Below are 20,075 nucleotides of genomic sequence, written 5' to 3'. Positions count from 1 at the left end.
GTGCTGGATGAATAAGCCGGATACCCTGCGCCGCGTACTGCTGGCCCATGTGCCCCAGCTCGGCGCCGACCCGTCGAAGCTCAGCCTGTTCGTCGACAAGGGCCGCGTCGCCGCGCGGCCCGGCGGGCTGTCCTTCGAGTATCGCTACACGCTCAACATCGTCGTGCAGGACTATGCCGGCTCGATCGACGGGCTGATGGTGCCGATCCTCGCCTGGATCGCGGAAGCGCAGCCCGAGCTGCTCGAAGCGGGCCAGCAAGAGCCCTTCCGCTTCGAGTCCGAACTCCTCGACGCCGACGCGGCCGACGTGTCGCTATGGATCGAACTGACCGAGGCGGTGTCGGTGGAAGCACTGGCGCAAGGCGGCTTCAACGCCGTGCACCTGCCCAAACCGCGGCTCTGCGAATGAGCGGCGACCTGGCCGAGCTGGAGCGGATCGCGGGCGCACTGCTGCACGCCACCGCGCCGCCGGAGCGCCGCCGCATCCTGCGCGCCATGGCGACGGATCTGCAGCGCTCGCAATCCGCCCGCATCGGCCGCCAGCAGAACCCCGACGGCAGCGCCTACACGCCCCGCAAGGCCAAGCCCGCGCCGCGCCCCGGCAATTATGCGGTGAAGTTCCTCTACCCCAAGGGGGCGGCCGAGCCGCGCCTGGTGCTCATGAAAAGCTGGGCGCACGAGGGGAATCTGCTCACCGGCTACGACGTAGAGGCCGGCGACGTGCGCAGCTTCTTCTGGGACAAGGTCGACCGCTGGCTGCCGCTGGAGCCCGAGGAACAGAACAAGGGCGCGGGCAAATACCGGCGCAAGGGCAGCATCCGCCGCGCTGCCATGTTCCGCAAGCTCCGCAACGGACGCAACCTGCGCGCTGGCGCCACCGATCGCGAGGCCTGGATCGGCTTCGCGGGGCGCGTGTCTGAGATCGCCAGCGTATCGCAGGACGGGTTGATGGATCGCCCAGCGGCCAAGGCGAAGCCCGTGCGCTACGCGCGCCGTGCGCTGCTAGGCGTCTCGGATGCAGAAGCTGGGGCTATGCTCGACGTGCTTCTGCGCCATCTCAAAACCTGACCTTGTGAAACCCGCCTTTCACAAGGCGCCTCGCTAGCCTCAACAGCCACGCCGCCGCGACATGGGCGGCATGGCCGATAGCTCCGTCACCTTCACCGCAGTCGATCTCTCGCGCCTGCCGGCGCCGAAGGTGATCGAGCAGCTCAGTTTCGAGCAAATCTATGGCGAGATCCTTGCCGCGCTGCTGGAACTGAAGCCGGATTTCGATGCGACCGTCGAGTCCGATCCGGCGGTCGCGATCTTGCAGATCAGCGCCTATCGCGAGATGTTGCTTCGCGGCGTGATCAACGACGCTGCGAAGGCGGTCATGCCGGCATTCGCCACCGGCTCGGACCTCGACCACCTGGCCGCGCTGATGAACGTTACCAGGCTCGAGCTCGACCCCGGCGATCCCGCCAACAATGTGCCGCCCACCTACGAGGATGACACCTCGCTTCGGGCGCGCCTGGTGCTAGCACCCGAGGGCTTCTCGGTCGCCGGTCCGGAGGGCGCCTATATCTACCACGCGCGCTCGGCGGACGGTGACGTGCTCGATGCCAGCGCCACCAGCCCGGCGCCGGGGGAAGTGCTGGTCACCATCCTGTCGCGCCTGGGCGATGGCACCGCCTCACCCGAGCTGCTCGCCAAGATCGCCGCGCACGTCTCGTCGGAGACAGTGCGCCCCCTCACCGACGCCGTGACCGTGCAGTCCGCGAAGATCATCCCCTACCAGATCACCGCGACCCTCACGACGTACAGCGGCCCCGATGGCTCGATCGTGCTCGCCGAGGCGCAGCGCCGCGTCGAGGAATATCGAGATCGCCAGCACCGCCTGGGGCTCGACGTGACGCGCTCCGGCATCTTCGCCGCCCTGCATGCGGAGGGCGTCCAGAATGTCGCCCTCGTTTCGCCAGCGGCCGATATCGTGGTGGATCGCACACAAGCGGCCTTCTGCACCGCCATCACGGTCACCTATGGAGGGATCGGCGAATGATCCGCAGCCTCCTTCCCCCGAACGTCACCGCGCTTGAGCGCGCGATCGAGGCCGCGACGGCGCGCGTGGGCGACCTTCCCGTGCCGCTGCGCGACCTGATCAATCCCGACACCTGCCCGCTGCCGCTCCTCCCCTTTCTTGCCTGGGCGGTGTCCATCGACGCCTGGTCGAGCGACTGGCCCGAGGCGGTGAAGCGCACTCGCGTCCGCCGCGCCATCGAGATCCAGCGCCACAAGGGCACCGCATCGTCGGTGCGCGCCGTCGTGGAGTCGTTCGGCGGTGCCGTGGCGCTGCGCGAATGGTGGCAGCTCGACCCGCCCGGGCCGCCCCATACCTTCACGCTGGCGGTCGAGCTGAGCGGCGGCGACGGCGCGCCCGCCACTGCCGCCTTTGCTGATGCCGTAATCAACGAGGTGCGCCGCACCAAGCCGGTGCGCTCGCACTTCTCCTTTTCGCAGGGGCTGCGCTTCACCGGCGCTACCGGCCTGGTTGCCGTCGCACGCCCCGCCATCTTCACCCGCCTCGCGTTCGCCGCCTGACCGGAGCCCCGCCGATGCCATTCTCGCTCACCGTCACCAATGCGGGCCGCGCCGCGATCGTCAACGCCGCCAAGGACGGCACCAACGCCGTCCGTATTGCCTCGGTCGGCGTCTCCGCGACGACGCTTGCGGCGACCCCTGCCACCGCTGCGCTCCCCGGCGAGATCAAGCGGATCACCACGATCTCTGGCGATGCGGTTGCTCCCGACACGATTCACGTCACCGTGCGTGACGAAAGCAACGCCGCCTATGCGGTGCGCTCGGTCGCGCTCTACCTGGCGGACGGCACGCTGTTCGCCGCCTATGGCCAGACCGACGTACTGGTCGAGAAATCGTCGCAGGCCCTGCTGCTGCTCGCCCTCGATCTGCGCTTTGCCGATATCACGGCGACCAGCCTCACCTTCGGCGACACCAACTTCCTCAATCCGCCGGCCACCACCGAGCGCGAAGGCGTGGTCGAGCTGGCGACGATCGCCGAGGCGCAGGCCGGTATCGACGCGCTGCGCGCGCTCACCCCGCAGGGCGCCAAGGCCGCGATCATGGGCTGGCTGGCGTCGATGGACGGCGCAGGCTCAGGGCTCGACTCCGATCTGCTCGACGGTCAGGAGGGCAGCTACTACACCAACATCAAGGCGCGGCTGGGCTACACGCCGCTTAACCGCGCGGGCGACACGTCGACGGGCCGCCAGGTGTTCGCGGCCGGCGCCACCGGCAACAATGTCCTCGCCGCCGCGCCGGTCTCGACCTCGGGCGAGATCGAGATCCGCGGCAACGGCACCGGCGGCGCCTTCGCGGCATTCCACCGCCCTGGCGCGTTCACCGCATTGCTGGGCATCGACGTCGACAATGTCTGGAAGGTAGGCGGCGCCGGATCGGGCGCCAATCCGCTATGGCATGCGGGTAACGATGGTTCTGGCTCGGGCCTCGACGCCGATCTGCTCGACGGGGAGCAGGCAGACGCCTTCGCCAAGGTCGCGGGTGCGACCTTCTCCGGCGATGTCGTGATGCTTTCCAGCCTGTTTTTCCGCGCCGCTGGTGGCGGCCGCGTCTTTTCGCCCACCCTGAACCGGTTGGCGCTGTTCAGCGATAGCAGCCTCAACGAGCGCCTGACGATCACGCCCTCCGGCTATGTCAGCGTCGGCGGGCAGCGCAACGTGGGTACGGTGGCGGACGTGATCGGCTCGGGCAATATGCGCGTCATTGCTGCTACCCCAGGAGGTACCTGCTACACCGCGATGGACGTGCAGAATTATACCGCGCACCAGTTCGTTCGGCAGTTCAACAATAGTTACAATCAGGTCGGCTCGATCACCTGCAGCGAGACCGCCACCAGCTACAACACCGCCTCCGACTACCGTCTTAAGGAGGATTGGCGGCCGATCGCCGATCCGATCGGCCAACTGCGCCGCCTGAAGCCTTACGACTATCGCTGGCGCTCGACGGGACACCGCAGCGATGGCTTTCTTGCCCACGATCTGGCGGAGGTGAAGCCCGACGCCGTCACCGGCGAGAAGGACGCGATGCGCCTGCAGACGATTATCGACAGGCCAGCTGTTCCCGCCACCTACGACGCCGCAGGCAAGGTGCTCACGCCAGAGATCCCGGAGGTGTCGCACGAGGAGCGGGTGCCCGACTATCAGTCGGTCGACCTGAGCAAGCTGGTGCCGCTGCTCACCGCTTCGGTGCAGCGCCTCGCCGACGAGGTCGACCTTCTGAAAGCGCAGATGCAGGGAGCAAACGACAATGAGTGATATCAGCTATCAGATCGGCAAGCTCGCGACTGATCGCCGCACGGTGCCCGTCATCTTCACTAGCGGCGATATCGTTCATAAGCGAGACGTGAACGCCGCCGTTAATTCGCAGGGCGTTTACGACAAAGCCGCCACCAAGGCTCGCGTCGCAGAGATAGCCCAGGGTATCAAGGTGAAGATTGCAGTGGGCGCCATTTCCAACGAATCGCCCGCAGTCCGTGCCTCATCAAAGCCTCAGCCCAAACGGTAACGTGGTCGAAGCCGCTGCGGCCCTAGCGTACGCTTGCTCCTCTGCAGTGCACCACTTCACCATCCCACGTTAATCACAACAAAAGAAATATCATCATAAATTAACAACCACTGGCGAAAATACGCGCAACCGCTTTTAACAACATGAGTCCGTTAGACGGGCACATTTTGTCAGTCACTGCAGCAGAGAGTAAGCCATGAGCTCAAACCCCACGAAGTTTTCTATACCGAAAATTCGATCAATTCAGCTATTGATATTTTATCCGTTTTGGCTCGCCGCGATTCTTTACGGGCTTACCTTCTTAATGTCGGACTCCAAGAAACCTTACGATGTATCCGACATAACGTTTAGCGCGATAACGATACTCTCCATTATAGTGATAATAATTCTAAGCGTCTTTCGCAACGGACATCTATCGGAGCTTCTTAACACTCACTTTTCCCCTAAGGATAAAAGCAAATTCGCAATAGGGGTGATGATATTCTACATTTTCATTGCTCTTCTCGCTATATTTTTCTGCCAACTCACATTGCAGAAATTCAAATTAGATGTAGACCTCAAGCAGAAAGATGGCATCTTGGACCATTTCTTGGTTCTCGATACCCTAACGTTCGCAATGACATCATGGACCATCTTGTTAGCGTATAAATTGAAGATTTTTTGGGACCATCTCGTTAAAATATTTAGTGAGTTCGACAGATAGCATTACTACACCTCTTGTGTGAATTATACCCCTCCGCCGAACAAGCGGCACTCCGCTCCCTTTGAATTCACTGTTACAATGTACTTGTTAGCAGCCCTCCACCGCGGAACATGAGTGGTGGACGGCTGCCTGTAGATTGCCCCCGACTTCCACTGTGAAAGGCCGGTTTCACAAGTCCGAACGCTCGCGCGTCCGCGAAGCTGGAGGCACAGTCCGGCACCATGCGCGATCTCAACGACCCCCGCCGGCTGATCGGCAACCTGATGCGTCTGGGGACAATCGACAGCATCGATCTTGCCGAGGGCACAGTGCGCGTGCGCGTCGGTGAGCTGCTCACCGGCGAAATTCCCTTCGCCGCGCCCCGCGCCGGTGCCGTGCGGATCTGGTCGCCACCCAGTCGGGGCGAGCAGGTGCTGCTGTTCTGCCCCGAGGGCGACATCGCCGCCGGCATCATCCTTGGCGCGCTCTACAGCGACGCGCACCCCGCCCCCGCCAACGACGGTAGCTTCCTGATCGACTTCGCCGATGGAACGCGCATCTCCTACGATCCGCAGGCCCACAAGCTCGCTATCGCGCTCGGCGCAGGCGGCTCGGCCGACATCACCGCCCCCGGTGGCCTCACCCTCAACGCCAACGTGACGCTCAACGGCAAGCTGGACGCGACGGGCAAGATCACCAGCACCGACGACGTCGTCGGTGGCGGCAAGAGCCTCAAGGGCCACAAACACCTGCAGGTACAGCCCGGCAGCGGCGTATCGGGGGCGCCGCAATGAGGGGCATGGACGCCGCCACCGGCAAGCCGCTCGACGACGAGGCGCACCTGGCGCAGTCGGTGGGCCGCATCCTCTCGACACCTATCGGCACGCGCGTTGCCCGCCGCGACTTCGGCTCGCTGCTCCCCGAGCTGATCGACCAGCCCGTCAACGCGCTGCTGCCCATCCGCGTCTTCGCCGCGACAGCGCTGGCGCTCAAGCGCTGGGAGCCTCGCCTCCGGGTGACCCGCGTCGCCCTAGAGCAGCCCGAATCCGGCAAGGCCGTCGTCATAATCGACTGCGTCCGCACCGACCATCGCCGCCCCGCGTCCCGTACCCGCCTCACCGTGCCGCTCGTCTCCCGCAGCGGCCTCACCGTCACTGCTTAGGAGCACCCCCATGGCCTACTCGCACGGCATCACCATCACCGAACCGCTCGACGGCAGTCGCACGCTCACAACCGTCGCGACGGCCGTGATCGGCGTCGTCGTTACCGGACCGGGGGCGAACGCGGACGCCTTCCCGCTCAACAAGGCGGTGCTCGTCACCGACGCCGAAGTCGCGATCGGCAAGGCGGGCACCACCGGCACGATGCCGGGGGTGCTGCGCGCCATTGCCGACCATGTCCGCTGCCCGATCGTGCTGGTGCGGATCGCCGAGGGCGCGAACGCGGCCGAGAAGACGGCCAACGCGATCGGCACCACCACCGCGCAGGGCCAGAAGACCGGCATGCAGGCGCTGCTCGCCGCCGAAGCGCAGCTCGGTGTCCGCCCGCGCATCCTGGGCGCCCCCGGCCTCGATACCCAGGCCGTCACCGAGGCGCTGGCGATCGTCGCCGGCAAGCTCCGCGCCATGACCTACGCCGCGGCGATCGGCGGCGACATGAGCGCGGCGATCGCCTATCGCGCCAACTTCAAGGCGCGCGAGCTGATGCTCGTCTTCGGCGACTTCTACGCGGCCGATCCCACCACCGGCGAATCGGCGGTCAGCTACGGCGTTGCCCGCGTGCTCGGCCTGCGCGCGAAGATCGACCAGGAGCAGGGCTGGCACAAGACGATCAGCAATGTCGCGGTCGCGGGTGTGACGGGCGTCACCAAGGACGTACAGTTCGATATTCAGGACTCGAGCTGCGAGGCCAACCTGCTCAATGCCGCCCAGGTCTGCGCGTTGGTGCGCACAGGCGGCGGTTTCCGGGTCTGGGGTTCGCGCACCTGCTCGGATGAGCCGCTATTCGCCTTCGAGAGCAGCGTGCGCACCGCCCAGGTGATCCGCGACACTATCGCCGCCGGCATGATCTGGGCGATCGACAAGCCGCTGCGCCCGAGCCTCGCCAAGGACATCGTCGAGACGATCAACGGCACGCTGCGCCAGATGAAGCTGGCGGGCCAGATCCTCGGCGGCCGCGCCTGGTACGATGCCCAGCAGAACACGCCCGACACGCTCTCGGGCGGCAAGCTCACCATCCCCTACGACTACACGCCGATTCCGCCGCTGGAGAGCCTCGGGCTCGAGCAGCGCATCACCGATTCCTACTTCGCCGACTTCGCGGCCGGCGTCGGCGCCTGATCGCCCCCTTCCCCATCTGATCGAAAGGCACCCCAATGGCCCTGCCCCGCAAGCTCAAGGACATGAACCTCTATTCGGAGGGCAACTCGTTTCGCGGCATCGCGACCTCGGTCACGCTGCCCAAGCTCACCCGCAAGCTGGAAGACTATCGCGGCGCCGGCATGGACGGCACCGTGAAGCTCGACCAGGGCGCCGAGGCGATGGAGATGGAATTCACCCTCGGCGGCCCCGAGCTTTCCATCCTGCGCCAGTTCGGCCTGCCCGGCGTCGCCGGCACCTATCTGCGCTTCGCCGGCATGTGGCAGGACGAGGGCACCGGCCAGGTCGACGAGGGCGAGATCACCGTGCGTGGTCGCTACGAGGAAATGGACCTGGGCGAGATGAAGCCCGGCGAAGGCGGCGAGTTCAAGTGCAAGTTCCAGTGCGCCTACTTCCGGCTCGACTGGAACGGCGAGGAGCTGATCGAGATCGACGTGCTGAACGGCGTGCACCGCGTTGGCGGCGTCGATCGGCTGGCCGTCTTCACCTCCGCGCTCGCCTGATCTCCGCGCGCCGTTCCCTCAAATCGAAAGTCTGATCCATGACCGCTACCCGTACCTTCACCCTCGACGATCCGATCATCATCGGCGACGAGGAGAAGATCCCCGCCGGCACCGTCATCACCGTCCGCAAGCCCGGCTCGGGCGAGCTGCGCGGCCTGGCGCTTAACAACCTGCTCCAGCTCGACGTGGCGTCGCTGGAGACGCTGGCGCCGCGGATCACCAGCCCGACGATCTTCAAGCCGCTGGCCGCCGCGATGGCGCCCAACGACATGCTGCAGTTCGGGACCGAGGTGGTCGATTTTTTGCTGCCGAAGGCGGCAAAGCCGGTCTCCCCAACCGAATAGAAGATGTGATGGCGGATGTGGCGGCGGTGTTTCACTGGCCGCCGCCCGTCATGGACGAAATGGGCGTGGCCGAGCTGATGGACTGGCACGCCCGCGCGATCGAACGGCTGAAAGCCATGAACGGCGTCGAGGACTGACACGATGGACCGCAATCTGCGCATCCGCATGCTGCTCGAAGCCGGCGACAAGGTATCCCGGCCGCTGCGCGACATCGCCAGCGGCTCGGGCCGTGCCGCGCGCTCGCTGCAGGAAACCCGCGACCAGCTCGCCAAGCTCAACCGTGCCCAGGCCGATCTGGCATCTTTCCGCACGCTCAAGAACGACCTGCGCGGCACCGAGCAGCAGCTTGGCCTTGCCCGCACCCGCGTGGGCGAGCTGGCGCGACAGATGCAGGCAGCCGAAAACCCGACGCGCAAGCTCGCCCGCGACTTCGACGCCGCCAAGCGCGCGGCAGCGGCGCTGAAAGCCCAGCAGGAAAGCGAAAGCGCCGAGCTGCAACGTCTCCGCGATCGGATGCGGGAGGCCGGACTCGGTGCGGGTGGGCTAGTCCAGCACGAGCGCAACCTGCGCCAGGCCATCGCCCGTACCAACGACCAGCTCGAAGAGCAGAGCCGCCGCCTGCAGCAGTCGAGCGACCGCGCGCGCCGGGTGAGCGCCGCGCGTGAGCGGTTCGGTGCGCTGCAGGGCACGGCCGCCGGCATGGCGGCAAGCGGCTTCTCCGCGATCGAGACGGGCCGCGCGATCGGCACGCCGCTGGTCGGCGCCATCGTCGCAGCACAACATCTCGAATCGGGCATGACGGACATCGCCCAGAAGGCGGACCTCACCCGCGCCCAGGCCGAGAAGATGGGCGAAGGGCTGCTGGTCGCCGCGCGCGCCGCCAACCAGCTGCCCGAGAGCCTGCAGCAGGGCGTCGATGTGCTGAGCGGCTTCGGCTTGAACCCGGCCAAGGCGGCGCAGATGATGGCGCCGATCGGCCGCGCCGCCACCGCGTACAAGGCGGAAATCGCCGATCTGGCCGCGTCCAGCTTCGCCAATCTCGACAATCTCAAGGTGCCGATCGAGCAAACCGGCCGCGCTATCGACATCATGGCGCAGGCGGGAAAGGCCGGCGCCTTCGAGATGAAGGACATGGCGCAGTATTTCCCGACGCTCACCGCCGGCTATCAGGCGCTGGGGCAGCACGGCGTAGGCGCCGTCGCGGATCTGTCGGCCGCGCTCCAGATCGCGCGCAAAGGTGCCGGCGACGCCGCCAGTGCTGCGACCAACGTCCAGAACGTGCTGCAGAAGATCAGCTCGCCCGCGACCGTGCGCGCCTTCGGCAAGATGGGCGTCGACCTGCCGAAGGCGCTCAAGAAGCTCTACGCCGAGGGCAAGACGCCTCTCGAAGCCATTGCCGAGCTGACCAACAAGACGCTCAAAGGCGAGATGTCGAAGCTGGGCAACCTGTTTGAGGATGCCCAGGTGCAGCAAGGACTGCGCCCGCTGATCGCCAACATGGAGGAATATCGCCGTATTCGCGCCGAGGCGCTTGGAGCCAGCGGCACCACCGACAAGGATTTCGCGCAGCGCATGAAGGACTCGGCCGAGCAGACCAAGCGCCTGCAGGTGAGCGGCACCGCGCTGGCCGTCACGCTCGGCGCCAAGCTGCTGCCCACCGTCAACGCGGTCCTGGAGCGCGCGAACGCCTTCACCGACCGCGTGACCAAATGGACCGAGGCCAACCCGGGCCTGGCGAAATCGCTGGCTGTGGGCGCGGCCGCCTTCGCCGCGCTGTTCCTCGTGCTGGGGGGCGGCGCCATCCTGATCGCCGGCTTGGTCGCCCCATTCGCGGCGCTATCCGCGACAGCGGCCCTGCTCGGCATTGGCATGCTGCCGCTGATCGGCATCGTCGGCGGTGTCGTGCTCGGCGTGGTGGCGCTCGGCGCCGCCGCTTACGCGATCTATGCCAATTGGGGCGCGATCAGCACCTGGTTCGCCGGACTGTGGGAGAGCATCAAGTCGGCGACCTGGTCGGCGATCCAGTTCGTCGGGCGCATCCTGCTCAACTTTTCGCCCGTGGGGCTGTTGCTCCGCGGCTTCATGGCGCTGCTCGCCTGGATGCGGGGGCCGCTCGGGCAGCGCATGCTCGCAGCCGGCGGCGACATCGTGCGCGGCATCATCAGCGGCATCACCGGCATGCTGGGGCGGCTCAAGGACACGATCGTTGGCGCGGCATCAGCGGCGGCGAACTGGTTCAAGAGCAAGCTCGGCATCCACTCGCCTTCCCGCGTATTCGCGTCGTTCGGTGGTTTCATGATGCAAGGGCTCGATCAGGGACTCGCGCGCGATCAAAACCGGCCCGTCGACCGGATCGACGGTCTCACCAGCCGCCTCGCCAACGCGGTCGCCACCGGCACCGCGGCGCTGGCGATCGGCGCCAGCAGCGCGGCCCCGGCGGCTGCGCGGCCGAGCGCCGCCCCCGCTGCGCTCGGCCCGGTGACGATCGTCATCCAGCAGCTTCCCGGCCAGTCGGATCGGGATCTCGCCCGCGCGGTGCGCGCCGAGCTGGAGAAGCTCACCCGCGAGGGCGCGGGCGCGGGCCGCCGCACGTCGATGTCCGACCGCCCCGATGGAGATGACCTGTGAAGCTCTTGAGCCTCGGCATGTTCGTTTTCGCGATCGAGACGCTCGCCTATGACGAGCTGCAGCGCAAACGCGCCTGGCGCTTCGCGACGAACGGCCGCGTCGGTGCCAAAGACGCGATCCAGTTCACCGGCGCCGATCTGGAGACGGTGACGCTTTCGGGCCGCACTCATATCGAGCTGGCCGACGGCCGCGTGTCCCTCGACCAGCTGATCGACATGGCGGCCGAAGGCAAGGATTGGCCGCTGGTCGACGGTCGCGGCAATGTGCTCGGCAACTTCGTCATCACCGCGATCGACGAACGGCACCGGCATTTCATGCCCGATGGCCAACCCCGCCAGATCGATTTCGGCATCGACCTGCTCGAAGCACCGGATGCCGCCGCATGACTCCCACCGCCGACTTCCGCATCACCCTCGACGGCGAGGATCTGTCGCCCAAGATCCGCCCGCGCCTGATCAGCCTGCGGATCACCGAGAAGCGCGGCGGCGATGCCGACCAACTCGACCTAGTGCTGGACGACAGCGATGGCCGCCTGGCGCTGCCGCCCGAAGGGGCGGTGCTCACCGTCGCGCTTGGCTGGAAGGCTGGCGATGGTGTGCCGATCGGCCTGGTCGACAAGGGCCGGTTCAAGGTGGACGAGGTGGAGCACTCCGGGCCACCGGACACCGTCAGCATTCGGGCCAGCGCGGCGGATTTCGCCAGCGCCCTCACCACGCGGCGCGAGCAGAGCTGGCACGACACCACCATTGGCGCGATCGTGCAGGCGATCGCCGGCAGGCACAAGCTACAGGCCCGCTGCGCGCCCGCTCTGGCGTCGATCGCGGTCAAGGCGGCCTCACAGGAGCGGGAAAGCGATATCGCGCTGCTGCGCCGCCTGGGGCGCGAGCATGATGCCGTCGCCACCATCAAGGCCGGGTGCCTGATCTTCGCGCCCATCGGCGCCGGCATCACCGCGACGGGCAAGGCCCTGCCCGGCGTGACCATCCGCCGCCGCGACGGCGATCGGCATAGCTACCGCGTCGAGAAGCGCGAGGCCGCCGGCAAGGTTGTGGCCGAATGGCATGACCGCAAAGGGGCGCGTAAGAAGAAGGTGACCGCCGGCAGCGGCGATGGCGCGGAACGAAAGCTATCCCGCGTGTACGCGAGCGAAGCGGAAGCGAAGCGCGCAGCCAGAGCCGAGGCCAAGCGCGCCGGCCGAGCGCCGCGCAGCTTGAATCTCACCCTTGCGCTTGGCCGCGCCGATTTGGCTCCCGAGCAGCCTGCCGCAGTCAAAGGGTTTAAGGCCGATGTGGACGCGCAGCGGTGGCTAATCTCAGAAGTGAGCCACCAGCTCGATGATCGGGCAGGATTCACCACAGCCATGAAGTTAGAGTTCAAACAACTTTGAGCGCACACACCAAAATTTACTTCTTTAGGAGCGGCATAATTTTCATAATTGCGTCTAGCGCTCCACCATTAGCCTCTATTCTCGCGTGCTCAATATCAATGGTAGACTGCCCCTTCTCCAAAAGTCTATTCCTCTCGACCTTTACCAAGGCATTCAGAATATCGCCCCACTGAGTTAGTTCATCTCGTGCAAATGCGGCACTAAGAGCCGCCTGTCGATGTTCTACGTTCGTGATTTCGTTCTGGTAATATTTTACTTCCTCCAAGCTTGATTTATAAAGCTTCAAAAAGAAAAAAGCAAAAATCTGGAGCAGAATTACGAGAGACAGCCTCGGCGCGTAAGCCATAACGAAGTGCTCTGTGCTGTCCTTCGGCGTATCAAAATAAAATGCAGCTGCGCCTAGCAATCCCAGCCCTACCACTGTAATGCCACCACCAACTGCCAAGTTGAAATTACTTTTTAAGTTTAACCTCTTGATCTCGTTCGCAAGCCTTTCTTTAGACTCTTCAAAAGCCTCATTGACTGCTGCTGCGCTTTTCAGATGCTGCAAATCGCGATCTATAATCGCACTAACGCGCGCGATAATTTCGTCGCCGCTTGCGTCAATTATCCTTTCGCTTAGTTCTTGAGCCACCTGCGCAACGCCTGCAATTTGCGCATTTGGTTCATTGTTATCACGTTGCGCCAGTTTGCTTTTCAGCTCGAATATTTCAGATTTCAGTTCGGCGATCTCAGGAGAAAGTTTCGAATAGAAAGATATTGACCTCCCATCCTCCGATGTCCGCTGAAATTTAAACTCCCCCCTTGCCGAGCGAAAAGCCCCATCATCGGCCGAAGATTTGAAGCCAGTCTCGAGATAAGATATTGCCAGTCCAATGAAGCCGAAAATCGTGAACAAAACACCTAACAGATCAAGAAACTGAGATATGGGGACGTAAGAACCTCTAAATGGTATGTATACCTTGTCACGTGCCAGGAAAATCATAACCAAACCGAGGGTTATAGAACAGACTACGAAGATGACACGAAGTCGCCTTCTCCTATCTCCACTAAGCGCACTTGTTATTATTGAGAATGACACGAACCAGCCCACCCATTACTTTTCGATTTACACTCTTTTTCCGATGAAACTGATACGCCCGACGATATTCACCTCCTCAGCCGATGCTTCGTCAGGCGGCACGCGATCATTGTCCGACAGGATCGTCACCTTCTCAGCTCGCACGCGCAGCCGTTTGATCATGCCTACGTCGCCGATAGTGAATGCCCAGAGGGCGTCTTGTTCCCGCACCACGCGCTGAGAACGGTCGATCAGCACTAGGTCACTATCGTTGATGGTGGGAGCCATCGAGTCGCCCCGCCCCCGCGCGAAGGTGAGGAGAACGGGCGGAGTATGCGTAATCGCCTCAATGAAGCCTCGAGGGAAAAGCCTAATCGACTCCTCGACGCCGATATCCATGAACGTGCCGCCCATTCCATATTCCAGATCGATCGAAGCGATCGGAACAAGGTCGAGCTGCTCCGCCATTTCTTCCTTGCTGAGCGGCGGAGGCATCAACGTATCGGGATCGTCGGTCTCGCCACTCAGATACTGCACCGACGTCCCCAGCGCCGACGCAATTTTGTGGAGGTGCGCGGAACTGCGCGACTCGCCCCGGATCAGCGCGCTGACTGTGCTCTGCCGAAGACCGACGCGCCGAGCCAGCTCCGACTGAGAGAGCTTAGCCGAGTGCAGACGCTCTGCGATGCGTTCCCCTACGGTCATGCATTCGATGTCTAACGATACGACGTTAGAAGCCCACATCGTTTTCCCTCTTGATAGCTTAACGTCATATCGTTAGTCGGTAGGTATGTCGTTAGAAGCGCATCTGGATACGCCGCTTGCCAAAGCAGTTCGGGCCGCCGGCTCACAATCTGCATTCGGCCGGTGGATCGACCGCCGGCAATCTACAGTTTTTGGGTGGCTGAAGGACGGGAAGCCTCTGCCCGCGGAGCATGTGCTCGAAGTCGAACGCTTGAGCGGCATCTCGCGCCACGAGCTTCGGCCAGATATCTACCCGCAAGATCATGCCCAATCAGCTAACGGAACGGCTGTAGACGCTTTAGTGGGACGCCCTAACGCAGTCGCGTGCGATCGCGATGCGATTTTGCCGCAAGGCAATTCGAATGACTGAAATTGCCACGCATACTGTCCGCACGATGGGCCACATGCTCGCTGCGCTCACCGACCTTCAACCAAGAGGCGCTGAGCTGCAGAACGAGCCGATCGGTGTCGCCAACATCGACAACGCCGCAGGCTGGAAAATCGCGCTCGAGAAAAACCAGCTCGGCTTGCTGCAGATTCGCTTCGCAAGGCCGCAACGTGGCTGACCGCGCACCGGATAACCCCACGGGTCGCACTGTGGGCCTGGCCACCACCATTGTTCCCTCTCCCTGCGATGGTGGTGGCCCTTTTCATCAAGCCGAGACGAGCCGATGACGAAGCAACGCATTCCGGGCACTTGGGCACATGCCGCATTTACCATCGGCGAGCGGATCGGCGCGAAGCGCGCCGCCGCTGCTGCCCAGGTGGGCGAGCGAACCTTCTACAATTGGGCCGATCCTGATCTCGGAACCACACCGACACTGGCGCAGGCATTCGCACTCGACATGGCGTTCGCAGATGCCGGTGGCGAGGAGCTTCCCTTCCTCGCGGTGTATCAGGCTGCAAGCGAGTGCCGCGCGATCGTCCTCGATCCGTGCCACCTAGCGCTGGTCGACGATCTCGCGGAGACGGCCAGAGAATTCGGTGAGGCTTTCGAGCACACGCTCGCCGCCACGCGGCCGAACGCCAGCCGCGCGCATGTGCTGCGCGCGATGACCGAGACGGCCGAGCTGCAGCAGGCCACCAACACCATCGCGCGCCGCTTAGGCGCCATCTTTCGCCGTGGCGCGGGGCCGCGGCAAATCGCGGGGGGCACCCTATGACCGTCAAACGACGCCTTTTCTTTTCCTGCCCGGAGTGCGGCTCAGCGGTGAGCTGCCGAACAAGCGAGCAGATCACGCACACCATCCGGGAGGCGCGCCTCCTGTGTGAAAATGACGACTGCGGATGCGCCTTCGTTGCTCAGATCATCGCCGTCCGCTTCGTCGTGCGGGGCATGAAGCCGAACCCGGCGCTGCACCTGCCCACCGGCAAATGGCGCGAGCCCGCCAACGACGATGCACCGCCGCCGCCGGCCAATGACGACAGGATCGCCGCCGATCTCGTGAGCGGCTGACGCCCGCCGGCACCACGCCGGCCGAACTGAAACCCGACTGCCCAGCCCGAAGCACCCCGCTTCTGGGAACGCCCTCCGCTTGCCTGCGAAAGACCACACCACCCAATGCGCGATGATTTGCTCAAGGACGTTCTGGCCAACCTGAAGCGCGATTACGGCTTCAAGGAAAAGGGCGCCTGGCTGCAGGAAGGCCGCTGCGAGCAGTGCGGCAAGAAGGAAGCGTACGCCCGCGCTGACAACCCGTGGGTGGTGAAGTGCGGCCGCCAGAACAAGTGCGGCGCCGATACCCACGTCAAGGATCTTTACCCCGAGCTTTTCGAGAACTGGTCGAACCGCCACAAGCAGAGCCGCGAGGAGCCGAACGCGGCGGCCGACGCCTACCTCTTGCACGCGCGCGGTTTCGACCTGGCGCCCCTGCGCGGCGCCTTCGCGCAGGAATGGTATCGCGATCCCGACCTCGGACTCACCAGCGCAACCGTGCGCTTCCCGCTGCCCGGCGCCGGCTATTGGGAACGGCTGATCGACCAACCCAGCCGCTTCGGGAAGAAGAAGGCGCGGTTCAGCGTCGGATCGAACTGGCGGGGCCATTGCTGGCTGTACCCAAAGCACGACATGGCAGCGCTTGCCCGCGCGGGCGAGGTGTGGATCACTGAGGGCGTCTTCGATGCGATCGCCCTGGTGCAGAAGGGCAAGGTGCACGCCGTCTCGGCGATGTCCTGCAACGTCTATCCCGAGCACTTCCTTGCCGAGCTACGCCGGCTATGCGGCGAGCTGAACATCGCCACGCCTAAGCTGATCTGGGCGTTCGACGTCGGCGCTGCCGGCGTGAAGTTCACCCGCAAGTTCGTCGAGCAGGCGCGCAAGGATGGCTGGCGCTGCGGCGCCGCCCAAGTGCGTCCGGATGGCGAGGGTGAAAAGCGCGACTGGAACGATCTCGCCCAGATCGACAAGCTGGAGCCGAGCGACCTCGACGAATATCGCTGGAACGGCGAGATCACGATCGCCGCGACCGCCACCGCGAAGGCGCTGCTCGTCTATGAGCGCAAGCGGCTCGAGTCGTTCCCGCTCACCTTCGGCGGCAAGCAGCTCTGGGCAAACTTCTCGATCGAGCGGATTCAGGGCGAGCTGCAGTCGCTGCTCGAAAGCCAGGATCCGGAATTCGCCGACTTCGCGGCGCTGCCCTTCGACGACCAGTGGAACAAGGCTGCTGAGCGCGCTGTCGCGATCGAGGAGCTGGCGAACTGCACGTTCCGCACCCTCTATTTCCAGCGCGACCCCAACCTTGAGGAAGGCGCCTATTTCCTGCGCGTCTCCTTCCCCAACGGGCAGCAGCTGAAAGCCACCTTCACCGGCGCCGCATGCTCCGGATCGGGCGACTTCAAAAAGCGGCTCGCGAGCGTCGCGCCTGGCGCGCAGTGGACCGGCAATCAGTACCAGATCGACAAGCTGATGCAGCAGCAGTGGACGAACATCCGCGTCGTCGATGCGATCCAGTTCACCGGCTATTCGATCGAGCACGAGGCGTGGATTTTCGGCGACGTCGCCGTGCACAAGGGCCGCGTCTACCAGCCGAACGACGAGGATTTCTTCGTGCTCGGCAAGCGGTCGGTGAAGCTGCGCACCTCGGAGCGCATGCTGCGGATCGACTATGATGCCGACAAGCTCGACCTGAGCTGGCTGGAGCCGCTGCACGTCGCCTACGGGCCGAAGGGCATCGTCACCCTTGCCTTCTGGTGCCTGGCGCTGTTCGCCGACCATGTCCGCCGCGAGCAGGACAGCCTTGGCTTCCTCGAAATGACCGGCGAGCCCGGCACCGGCAAGACGACGCTGCTGGAGTTCCTTTGGAAGCTGCTCGGGCGCGTCAATTACGAAGGCTTCGATCCCACCAAGGCGACCAGCGCCGGCATCGCGCGGACGCTCGGCCAAGTAGGCAACCTGCCCGTGGTGCTGATCGAAGGCGACCGCAATCAGGATACGCCGCACAGCAAGCGATTCGAGTGGGACGAGCTGAAAACCGCCTATAACGGCCGCGCCGTGCGCACCCGCGCGATCGCAAATGGCGGCATGGAGACCTTCGAGCCGCCGTTCCGCGGCGCCGTGGTGATTGCCCAGAACGCGCCCGTCGAGGCCTCGCCCGCGCTCCGCGAGCGCATCATGGGCATGCACTTCGACAAGTCACTCTTCTCGGCCGCCGGCAAGCGCGCAGGCGAGGCCCTGTCGCGCGCGGACGTCGAGACGCTCTCCGGCTTCGTCGTGCATGTGGTGAAAGCCGAGGAGGCGATCCTCGCCGAATATCGCAAGGCGTTCGCCAAGCGGGAGACCGCGCTCGCGATGATCGAGGGCGTGCGGAACGGCCGCCTGGTCAAGAACCATGCCCAGATCGCCGCGATGCTGGACGCCATGGCAGCGACGCTGCTCAAGCCCCTGCCGGGCCGCGTCGTCGGCGAAGCGCACGACCTGATCGGCCAAATGCTGCTGGAGCGTCAGCGCTCGGTCGAGACCGATCACCCGAGCGTCGAGCTGTTCTGGGAGCGCTTCGACCACATCGAGAGCCTGGAGGATCCGCGCACCGAGCGGCCGATCGACCACAGCCTCAACCCCGAGCTGATCGCGATCAACCTGCCGCAATTCGAGACGCGGTGCGCCGATCTGCGCCTGCAGCTCCCCTGCCTGATCACCGAGCTGAAACGGCTGCTCAAGGGCTCGAAGGCCCGCCGCTTCATCGATGTGAAGTCTGTCAAATCGAAGACCGGCAAAACCGTGACCTGCTGGGTCTTCGCCAATCCTCCCGAACGTCAACAAGCCAAAGCGAAGGAGCGCTTTTGATGCTGCTGCCCAACACGCACGTCCCCGCCACCCGCCGCGCCCCCACGCGCATGACGGCCGCCCTGTATCTGGAGCTGCGCCGTAAGGCGGCGGGGCTTACCCGCTACGATCTGGCCCGCCGCCTCAGCCAAGCCCGCGCCTTCCCTCTCGATCGCGCTTCTGCCCTGCGGCTGATCGAGCAGCTGGAGCGCCCTGGCACCAGCGCCAGGCATCGGGAGGTGATCGCGGCGATTGCCAAGATCATCCCGCTCGACGTCGCCACCTATGACCAGCTCGCGAACGATCCGGTCGATCGCCACCCCACCGTTTGCATGCGGTGCGGCTGCACGGCCGACGAGCCGTGCACCGGCACTGCGGGCGTCTGCACGCTGGAGCGGGGTACCTGCACGCGCTGCCAGAGCGGCGCAGCACAGTGAGCAGCTTCCGCCGCGTCCTGGGCTGCAATTGCGCCACATGCCAGCCCGAGGCCAGCCCGGCCGCGCGGCTCATCTTCAACCTGCCCGGCGGACTCGTCGTCGGCTTCGGCATCACCGCCATCATGAGGATTTTCCTGTGACCACTATGACCATGCGCCAGGAGCGCGCGGGCGACGGCTCGCTGCGCCATGTGCCCACGCCGTTCGTACCCGCTACAGGCAAGGGCAAGAAGGCCGCCAAGCCCGCCGATCCGATCAAAGCCAACCCGGATACGTCCGCGCAGGAGTTGAAACAGTTCATCGAGCGCATCGAGCGCCTGGAGGAGGAAAAGGCCGGCATCGCGGCCGACATCAACGACGTCTACGCGGAGGCGAAATCGACCGGGTTCGACGGCAAGGCCATGCGCGCAATCGTCAAGATGCGGCGGATGGAGAAGCACCACCGCGACGAAGCGGAGGAGATTCTCGAAACCTACAAGTCGGCGCTGGGGCTGTGAAGGCGATGGACAAGCACACCGTCCGAGCAATCGCGCGCGAGATCTCCATCCTCGTCCTGATCGTGGCCGCTTTGCTGGTTGCCCTGGCCGATCGGCGGGAGAGTGCCTGCGCCAACGCCCAGGTGGAGGCGCGGCCGTGATCCGCGTCGATTGTCAACGAGCTGCAGCCCGCGTCCGCGCCGCCGGCACGGTACTGCTTTCGATCGCCGTCATGCTCGGCTTGTTCATTCTGGCGATCGGCGCCGTCGTCGGGGAGCGCCGCCGGTGAAGCGCCGCCGTCCCTCCCCAACCGCCCAGCTGTGCGATGTCATCGGCTGCGGGCGAGAGCGAGTGCGCTTCTCCCGGCTCTGCGAGCGCTGCCAGCAGCGCCTGCCGGCGGAGATCCGCATCGCGATCACCGAAGCGCACCACCAGCGCCGCTGGGGCGATCACGCCACCGCTCGCCGCCAAGCGGGCGCATTCCTCAACTTGCCGGTGCCATCGAAGGTACCGGCTGCGACCATCCCCAGCATGTCGCCGCAGCGTGCATACGAGCTGCAGGCGCGCATGCTGGGCGAGAGAGGTGACCTTTGAC

At 64.7% G+C, this 20,075-nt stretch carries 28 protein-coding genes; 26 read left to right on the top strand and 2 right to left on the bottom strand.

The genetic code is table 11. The annotated features are described in order from the left end of the window. Positions 1 to 7 precede the first annotated feature (7 nt). The 15 genes from QZ670_RS16390 to QZ670_RS16320 all read left to right on the top strand — a co-directional run bounded on the left by QZ670_RS16390 (position 8) and on the right by QZ670_RS16320 (position 12,503). Positions 8 to 409 carry a phage tail protein gene (locus QZ670_RS16390; protein ID WP_294257210.1) on the top strand — a complete coding sequence of 134 codons (402 nt, stop codon included), beginning with the start codon at positions 8 to 10 and terminating at the stop codon, positions 407 to 409. After that, positions 406 to 1,068: a phage virion morphogenesis protein gene (locus QZ670_RS16385; protein ID WP_294257208.1), complete on the top strand. Its 663-nt coding sequence runs from the start codon at positions 406 to 408 to the stop codon at positions 1,066 to 1,068. Before QZ670_RS16390 ends, QZ670_RS16385 begins: the two co-directional genes overlap by 4 nt. A 70-nt stretch (positions 1,069 to 1,138) precedes the next feature. Further along, positions 1,139 to 2,041, top strand: a complete 903-nt coding sequence (locus QZ670_RS16380; protein WP_294257206.1) for a baseplate J/gp47 family protein — start codon at positions 1,139 to 1,141, stop codon at positions 2,039 to 2,041. Beyond that, entirely contained in the window at positions 2,038 to 2,580 is a 543-nt protein-coding gene (locus QZ670_RS16375; protein WP_294257203.1) for a phage tail protein I, read from the top strand. Before QZ670_RS16380 ends, QZ670_RS16375 begins: the two co-directional genes overlap by 4 nt. Before the next feature lie 14 nt (positions 2,581 to 2,594). Beyond that, entirely contained in the window at positions 2,595 to 4,331 is a 1,737-nt protein-coding gene (locus tag QZ670_RS16370) for a tail fiber domain-containing protein (protein WP_294257201.1), read from the top strand. Then, positions 4,324 to 4,581, top strand: a complete 258-nt coding sequence (locus tag QZ670_RS16365; RefSeq protein WP_294257198.1) for a hypothetical protein — start codon at positions 4,324 to 4,326, stop codon at positions 4,579 to 4,581. Before QZ670_RS16370 ends, QZ670_RS16365 begins: the two co-directional genes overlap by 8 nt. 924 nt (positions 4,582 to 5,505) lie before the next feature. Further along, positions 5,506 to 6,057, top strand: coding sequence for a phage baseplate assembly protein V (locus QZ670_RS16360; RefSeq protein ID WP_294257196.1), 552 nt, complete (start codon positions 5,506 to 5,508; stop codon positions 6,055 to 6,057). A 5-nt stretch (positions 6,058 to 6,062) separates the two neighbouring features. Further along, the gene (locus tag QZ670_RS16355; protein ID WP_365894672.1) at positions 6,063 to 6,425 is read left to right on the top strand and encodes a GPW/gp25 family protein; all 363 of its coding nucleotides are present in this window, start codon (positions 6,063 to 6,065) and stop codon (positions 6,423 to 6,425) included. A gap of 10 nt (positions 6,426 to 6,435) precedes the next feature. Beyond that, entirely contained in the window at positions 6,436 to 7,602 is a 1,167-nt protein-coding gene (locus tag QZ670_RS16350) for a phage tail sheath subtilisin-like domain-containing protein (RefSeq protein WP_294257191.1), read from the top strand. A 35-nt stretch (positions 7,603 to 7,637) separates the two neighbouring features. Then, positions 7,638 to 8,144 carry a phage major tail tube protein gene (locus QZ670_RS16345; RefSeq protein WP_294257189.1) on the top strand — a complete coding sequence of 169 codons (507 nt, stop codon included), beginning with the start codon at positions 7,638 to 7,640 and terminating at the stop codon, positions 8,142 to 8,144. Between the two features lie 38 nt (positions 8,145 to 8,182). Next, complete coding sequence (locus QZ670_RS16340; RefSeq protein WP_294257188.1) at positions 8,183 to 8,488, top strand: phage tail assembly protein; 306 nt, start codon at positions 8,183 to 8,185, stop codon at positions 8,486 to 8,488. A gap of 8 nt (positions 8,489 to 8,496) precedes the next feature. After that, the gene (locus QZ670_RS16335; RefSeq protein WP_294257187.1) at positions 8,497 to 8,625 is read left to right on the top strand and encodes a GpE family phage tail protein; all 129 of its coding nucleotides are present in this window, start codon (positions 8,497 to 8,499) and stop codon (positions 8,623 to 8,625) included. 4 nt (positions 8,626 to 8,629) lie between these two features. Then, positions 8,630 to 11,116, top strand: coding sequence for a phage tail tape measure protein (locus QZ670_RS16330; RefSeq protein ID WP_294257185.1), 2,487 nt, complete (start codon positions 8,630 to 8,632; stop codon positions 11,114 to 11,116). Further along, entirely contained in the window at positions 11,113 to 11,502 is a 390-nt protein-coding gene (locus QZ670_RS16325; protein ID WP_294257183.1) for a phage tail protein, read from the top strand. Before QZ670_RS16330 ends, QZ670_RS16325 begins: the two co-directional genes overlap by 4 nt. Then, the gene (locus tag QZ670_RS16320; protein ID WP_294257181.1) at positions 11,499 to 12,503 is read left to right on the top strand and encodes a contractile injection system protein, VgrG/Pvc8 family; all 1,005 of its coding nucleotides are present in this window, start codon (positions 11,499 to 11,501) and stop codon (positions 12,501 to 12,503) included. Before QZ670_RS16325 ends, QZ670_RS16320 begins: the two co-directional genes overlap by 4 nt. 16 nt (positions 12,504 to 12,519) lie before the next feature. Here QZ670_RS16320 and QZ670_RS16315 read toward each other — a convergent pair whose 3' ends face one another. Both QZ670_RS16315 and QZ670_RS16310 read right to left on the bottom strand, forming a co-directional pair. After that, positions 12,520 to 13,401 (bottom strand): hypothetical protein, encoded by an 882-nt coding sequence (locus QZ670_RS16315; RefSeq protein ID WP_294257178.1) that lies wholly within the window; start codon positions 13,399 to 13,401, stop codon positions 12,520 to 12,522. Between the two features lie 210 nt (positions 13,402 to 13,611). Continuing rightward, entirely contained in the window at positions 13,612 to 14,268 is a 657-nt protein-coding gene (locus tag QZ670_RS16310) for a S24 family peptidase (RefSeq protein ID WP_294257176.1), read from the bottom strand. Positions 14,269 to 14,353: 85 nt separating this feature from the next. On the opposite strand from QZ670_RS16310, the gene QZ670_RS16305 reads away from it, so the two are divergent. From QZ670_RS16305 to QZ670_RS16255, 11 genes are all read left to right on the top strand, one after another. Further along, a complete protein-coding gene (locus QZ670_RS16305; RefSeq protein ID WP_294257174.1) occupies positions 14,354 to 14,677 on the top strand; it encodes a YdaS family helix-turn-helix protein in 324 nt (107 codons plus the stop codon). Next, positions 14,670 to 14,873 carry a hypothetical protein gene (locus tag QZ670_RS16300; RefSeq protein ID WP_294257172.1) on the top strand — a complete coding sequence of 68 codons (204 nt, stop codon included), beginning with the start codon at positions 14,670 to 14,672 and terminating at the stop codon, positions 14,871 to 14,873. Before QZ670_RS16305 ends, QZ670_RS16300 begins: the two co-directional genes overlap by 8 nt. Positions 14,874 to 14,978: 105 nt before the next feature. Beyond that, the gene (locus QZ670_RS16295; RefSeq protein WP_294257170.1) at positions 14,979 to 15,470 is read left to right on the top strand and encodes a hypothetical protein; all 492 of its coding nucleotides are present in this window, start codon (positions 14,979 to 14,981) and stop codon (positions 15,468 to 15,470) included. Next, positions 15,467 to 15,763, top strand: a complete 297-nt coding sequence (locus tag QZ670_RS16290) for an ogr/Delta-like zinc finger family protein (protein WP_294257169.1) — start codon at positions 15,467 to 15,469, stop codon at positions 15,761 to 15,763. The genes QZ670_RS16295 and QZ670_RS16290 overlap by 4 nt, the downstream gene beginning before the upstream one ends. A gap of 105 nt (positions 15,764 to 15,868) precedes the next feature. Next, entirely contained in the window at positions 15,869 to 18,589 is a 2,721-nt protein-coding gene (locus QZ670_RS16285) for a toprim domain-containing protein (protein ID WP_294257167.1), read from the top strand. A gap of 50 nt (positions 18,590 to 18,639) precedes the next feature. Then, positions 18,640 to 19,005 carry a hypothetical protein gene (locus tag QZ670_RS16280; protein WP_294257165.1) on the top strand — a complete coding sequence of 122 codons (366 nt, stop codon included), beginning with the start codon at positions 18,640 to 18,642 and terminating at the stop codon, positions 19,003 to 19,005. After that, a complete protein-coding gene (locus tag QZ670_RS16275) occupies positions 19,002 to 19,145 on the top strand; it encodes a hypothetical protein (RefSeq protein WP_294257163.1) in 144 nt (47 codons plus the stop codon). The genes QZ670_RS16280 and QZ670_RS16275 overlap by 4 nt, the downstream gene beginning before the upstream one ends. A 113-nt stretch (positions 19,146 to 19,258) precedes the next feature. Then, positions 19,259 to 19,501 (top strand): DUF2312 domain-containing protein, encoded by a 243-nt coding sequence (locus QZ670_RS16270; RefSeq protein WP_294257368.1) that lies wholly within the window; start codon positions 19,259 to 19,261, stop codon positions 19,499 to 19,501. A 5-nt stretch (positions 19,502 to 19,506) separates the two neighbouring features. Then, positions 19,507 to 19,641 (top strand): hypothetical protein, encoded by a 135-nt coding sequence (locus QZ670_RS16265; RefSeq protein WP_294257161.1) that lies wholly within the window; start codon positions 19,507 to 19,509, stop codon positions 19,639 to 19,641. After that, a complete protein-coding gene (locus QZ670_RS16260) occupies positions 19,638 to 19,769 on the top strand; it encodes a hypothetical protein (RefSeq protein ID WP_294257159.1) in 132 nt (43 codons plus the stop codon). The genes QZ670_RS16265 and QZ670_RS16260 overlap by 4 nt, the downstream gene beginning before the upstream one ends. Beyond that, the gene (locus QZ670_RS16255) at positions 19,766 to 20,074 is read left to right on the top strand and encodes a hypothetical protein (RefSeq protein ID WP_294257157.1); all 309 of its coding nucleotides are present in this window, start codon (positions 19,766 to 19,768) and stop codon (positions 20,072 to 20,074) included. The genes QZ670_RS16260 and QZ670_RS16255 overlap by 4 nt, the downstream gene beginning before the upstream one ends. Position 20,075 lies beyond the last annotated feature (1 nt).

Source organism: uncultured Sphingomonas sp. (assembly GCF_913774285.1).
GTDB lineage: Bacteria > Pseudomonadota > Alphaproteobacteria > Sphingomonadales > Sphingomonadaceae > Sphingomonas.
The sequence above is the reverse complement of the archived record's forward strand: the minus strand, read 5'-3'. Positions and strand labels throughout refer to the sequence as shown.

What these genes read in the sequence shown, in the direction of transcription:
- QZ670_RS16390 (WP_294257210.1), top strand. Translation starts at nt 8, where the DNA reads ATGAATAAGCCGGATACCCTGCGCCGCGTACTGCTGGCCCATGTGCCC.
- QZ670_RS16385 (WP_294257208.1), top strand. Translation starts at nt 406, where the DNA reads ATGAGCGGCGACCTGGCCGAGCTGGAGCGGATCGCGGGCGCACTGCTG.
- QZ670_RS16380 (WP_294257206.1), top strand. Translation starts at nt 1,139, where the DNA reads ATGGCCGATAGCTCCGTCACCTTCACCGCAGTCGATCTCTCGCGCCTG.
- QZ670_RS16375 (WP_294257203.1), top strand. Translation starts at nt 2,038, where the DNA reads ATGATCCGCAGCCTCCTTCCCCCGAACGTCACCGCGCTTGAGCGCGCG.
- QZ670_RS16370 (WP_294257201.1), top strand. Translation starts at nt 2,595, where the DNA reads ATGCCATTCTCGCTCACCGTCACCAATGCGGGCCGCGCCGCGATCGTC.
- QZ670_RS16365 (WP_294257198.1), top strand. Translation starts at nt 4,324, where the DNA reads ATGAGTGATATCAGCTATCAGATCGGCAAGCTCGCGACTGATCGCCGC.
- QZ670_RS16360 (WP_294257196.1), top strand. Translation starts at nt 5,506, where the DNA reads ATGCGCGATCTCAACGACCCCCGCCGGCTGATCGGCAACCTGATGCGT.
- QZ670_RS16355 (WP_365894672.1), top strand. Translation starts at nt 6,063, where the DNA reads ATGGACGCCGCCACCGGCAAGCCGCTCGACGACGAGGCGCACCTGGCG.
- QZ670_RS16350 (WP_294257191.1), top strand. Translation starts at nt 6,436, where the DNA reads ATGGCCTACTCGCACGGCATCACCATCACCGAACCGCTCGACGGCAGT.
- QZ670_RS16345 (WP_294257189.1), top strand. Translation starts at nt 7,638, where the DNA reads ATGGCCCTGCCCCGCAAGCTCAAGGACATGAACCTCTATTCGGAGGGC.
- QZ670_RS16340 (WP_294257188.1), top strand. Translation starts at nt 8,183, where the DNA reads ATGACCGCTACCCGTACCTTCACCCTCGACGATCCGATCATCATCGGC.
- QZ670_RS16335 (WP_294257187.1), top strand. Translation starts at nt 8,497, where the DNA reads ATGGCGGATGTGGCGGCGGTGTTTCACTGGCCGCCGCCCGTCATGGAC.
- QZ670_RS16330 (WP_294257185.1), top strand. Translation starts at nt 8,630, where the DNA reads ATGGACCGCAATCTGCGCATCCGCATGCTGCTCGAAGCCGGCGACAAG.
- QZ670_RS16320 (WP_294257181.1), top strand. Translation starts at nt 11,499, where the DNA reads ATGACTCCCACCGCCGACTTCCGCATCACCCTCGACGGCGAGGATCTG.
- QZ670_RS16310 (WP_294257176.1), bottom strand. Translation starts at nt 14,268, where the DNA reads ATGACCGTAGGGGAACGCATCGCAGAGCGTCTGCACTCGGCTAAGCTC.
- QZ670_RS16305 (WP_294257174.1), top strand. Translation starts at nt 14,354, where the DNA reads ATGTCGTTAGAAGCGCATCTGGATACGCCGCTTGCCAAAGCAGTTCGG.
- QZ670_RS16300 (WP_294257172.1), top strand. Translation starts at nt 14,670, where the DNA reads ATGACTGAAATTGCCACGCATACTGTCCGCACGATGGGCCACATGCTC.
- QZ670_RS16295 (WP_294257170.1), top strand. Translation starts at nt 14,979, where the DNA reads ATGACGAAGCAACGCATTCCGGGCACTTGGGCACATGCCGCATTTACC.
- QZ670_RS16290 (WP_294257169.1), top strand. Translation starts at nt 15,467, where the DNA reads ATGACCGTCAAACGACGCCTTTTCTTTTCCTGCCCGGAGTGCGGCTCA.
- QZ670_RS16285 (WP_294257167.1), top strand. Translation starts at nt 15,869, where the DNA reads ATGCGCGATGATTTGCTCAAGGACGTTCTGGCCAACCTGAAGCGCGAT.
- QZ670_RS16280 (WP_294257165.1), top strand. Translation starts at nt 18,640, where the DNA reads ATGACGGCCGCCCTGTATCTGGAGCTGCGCCGTAAGGCGGCGGGGCTT.
- QZ670_RS16265 (WP_294257161.1), top strand. Translation starts at nt 19,507, where the DNA reads ATGGACAAGCACACCGTCCGAGCAATCGCGCGCGAGATCTCCATCCTC.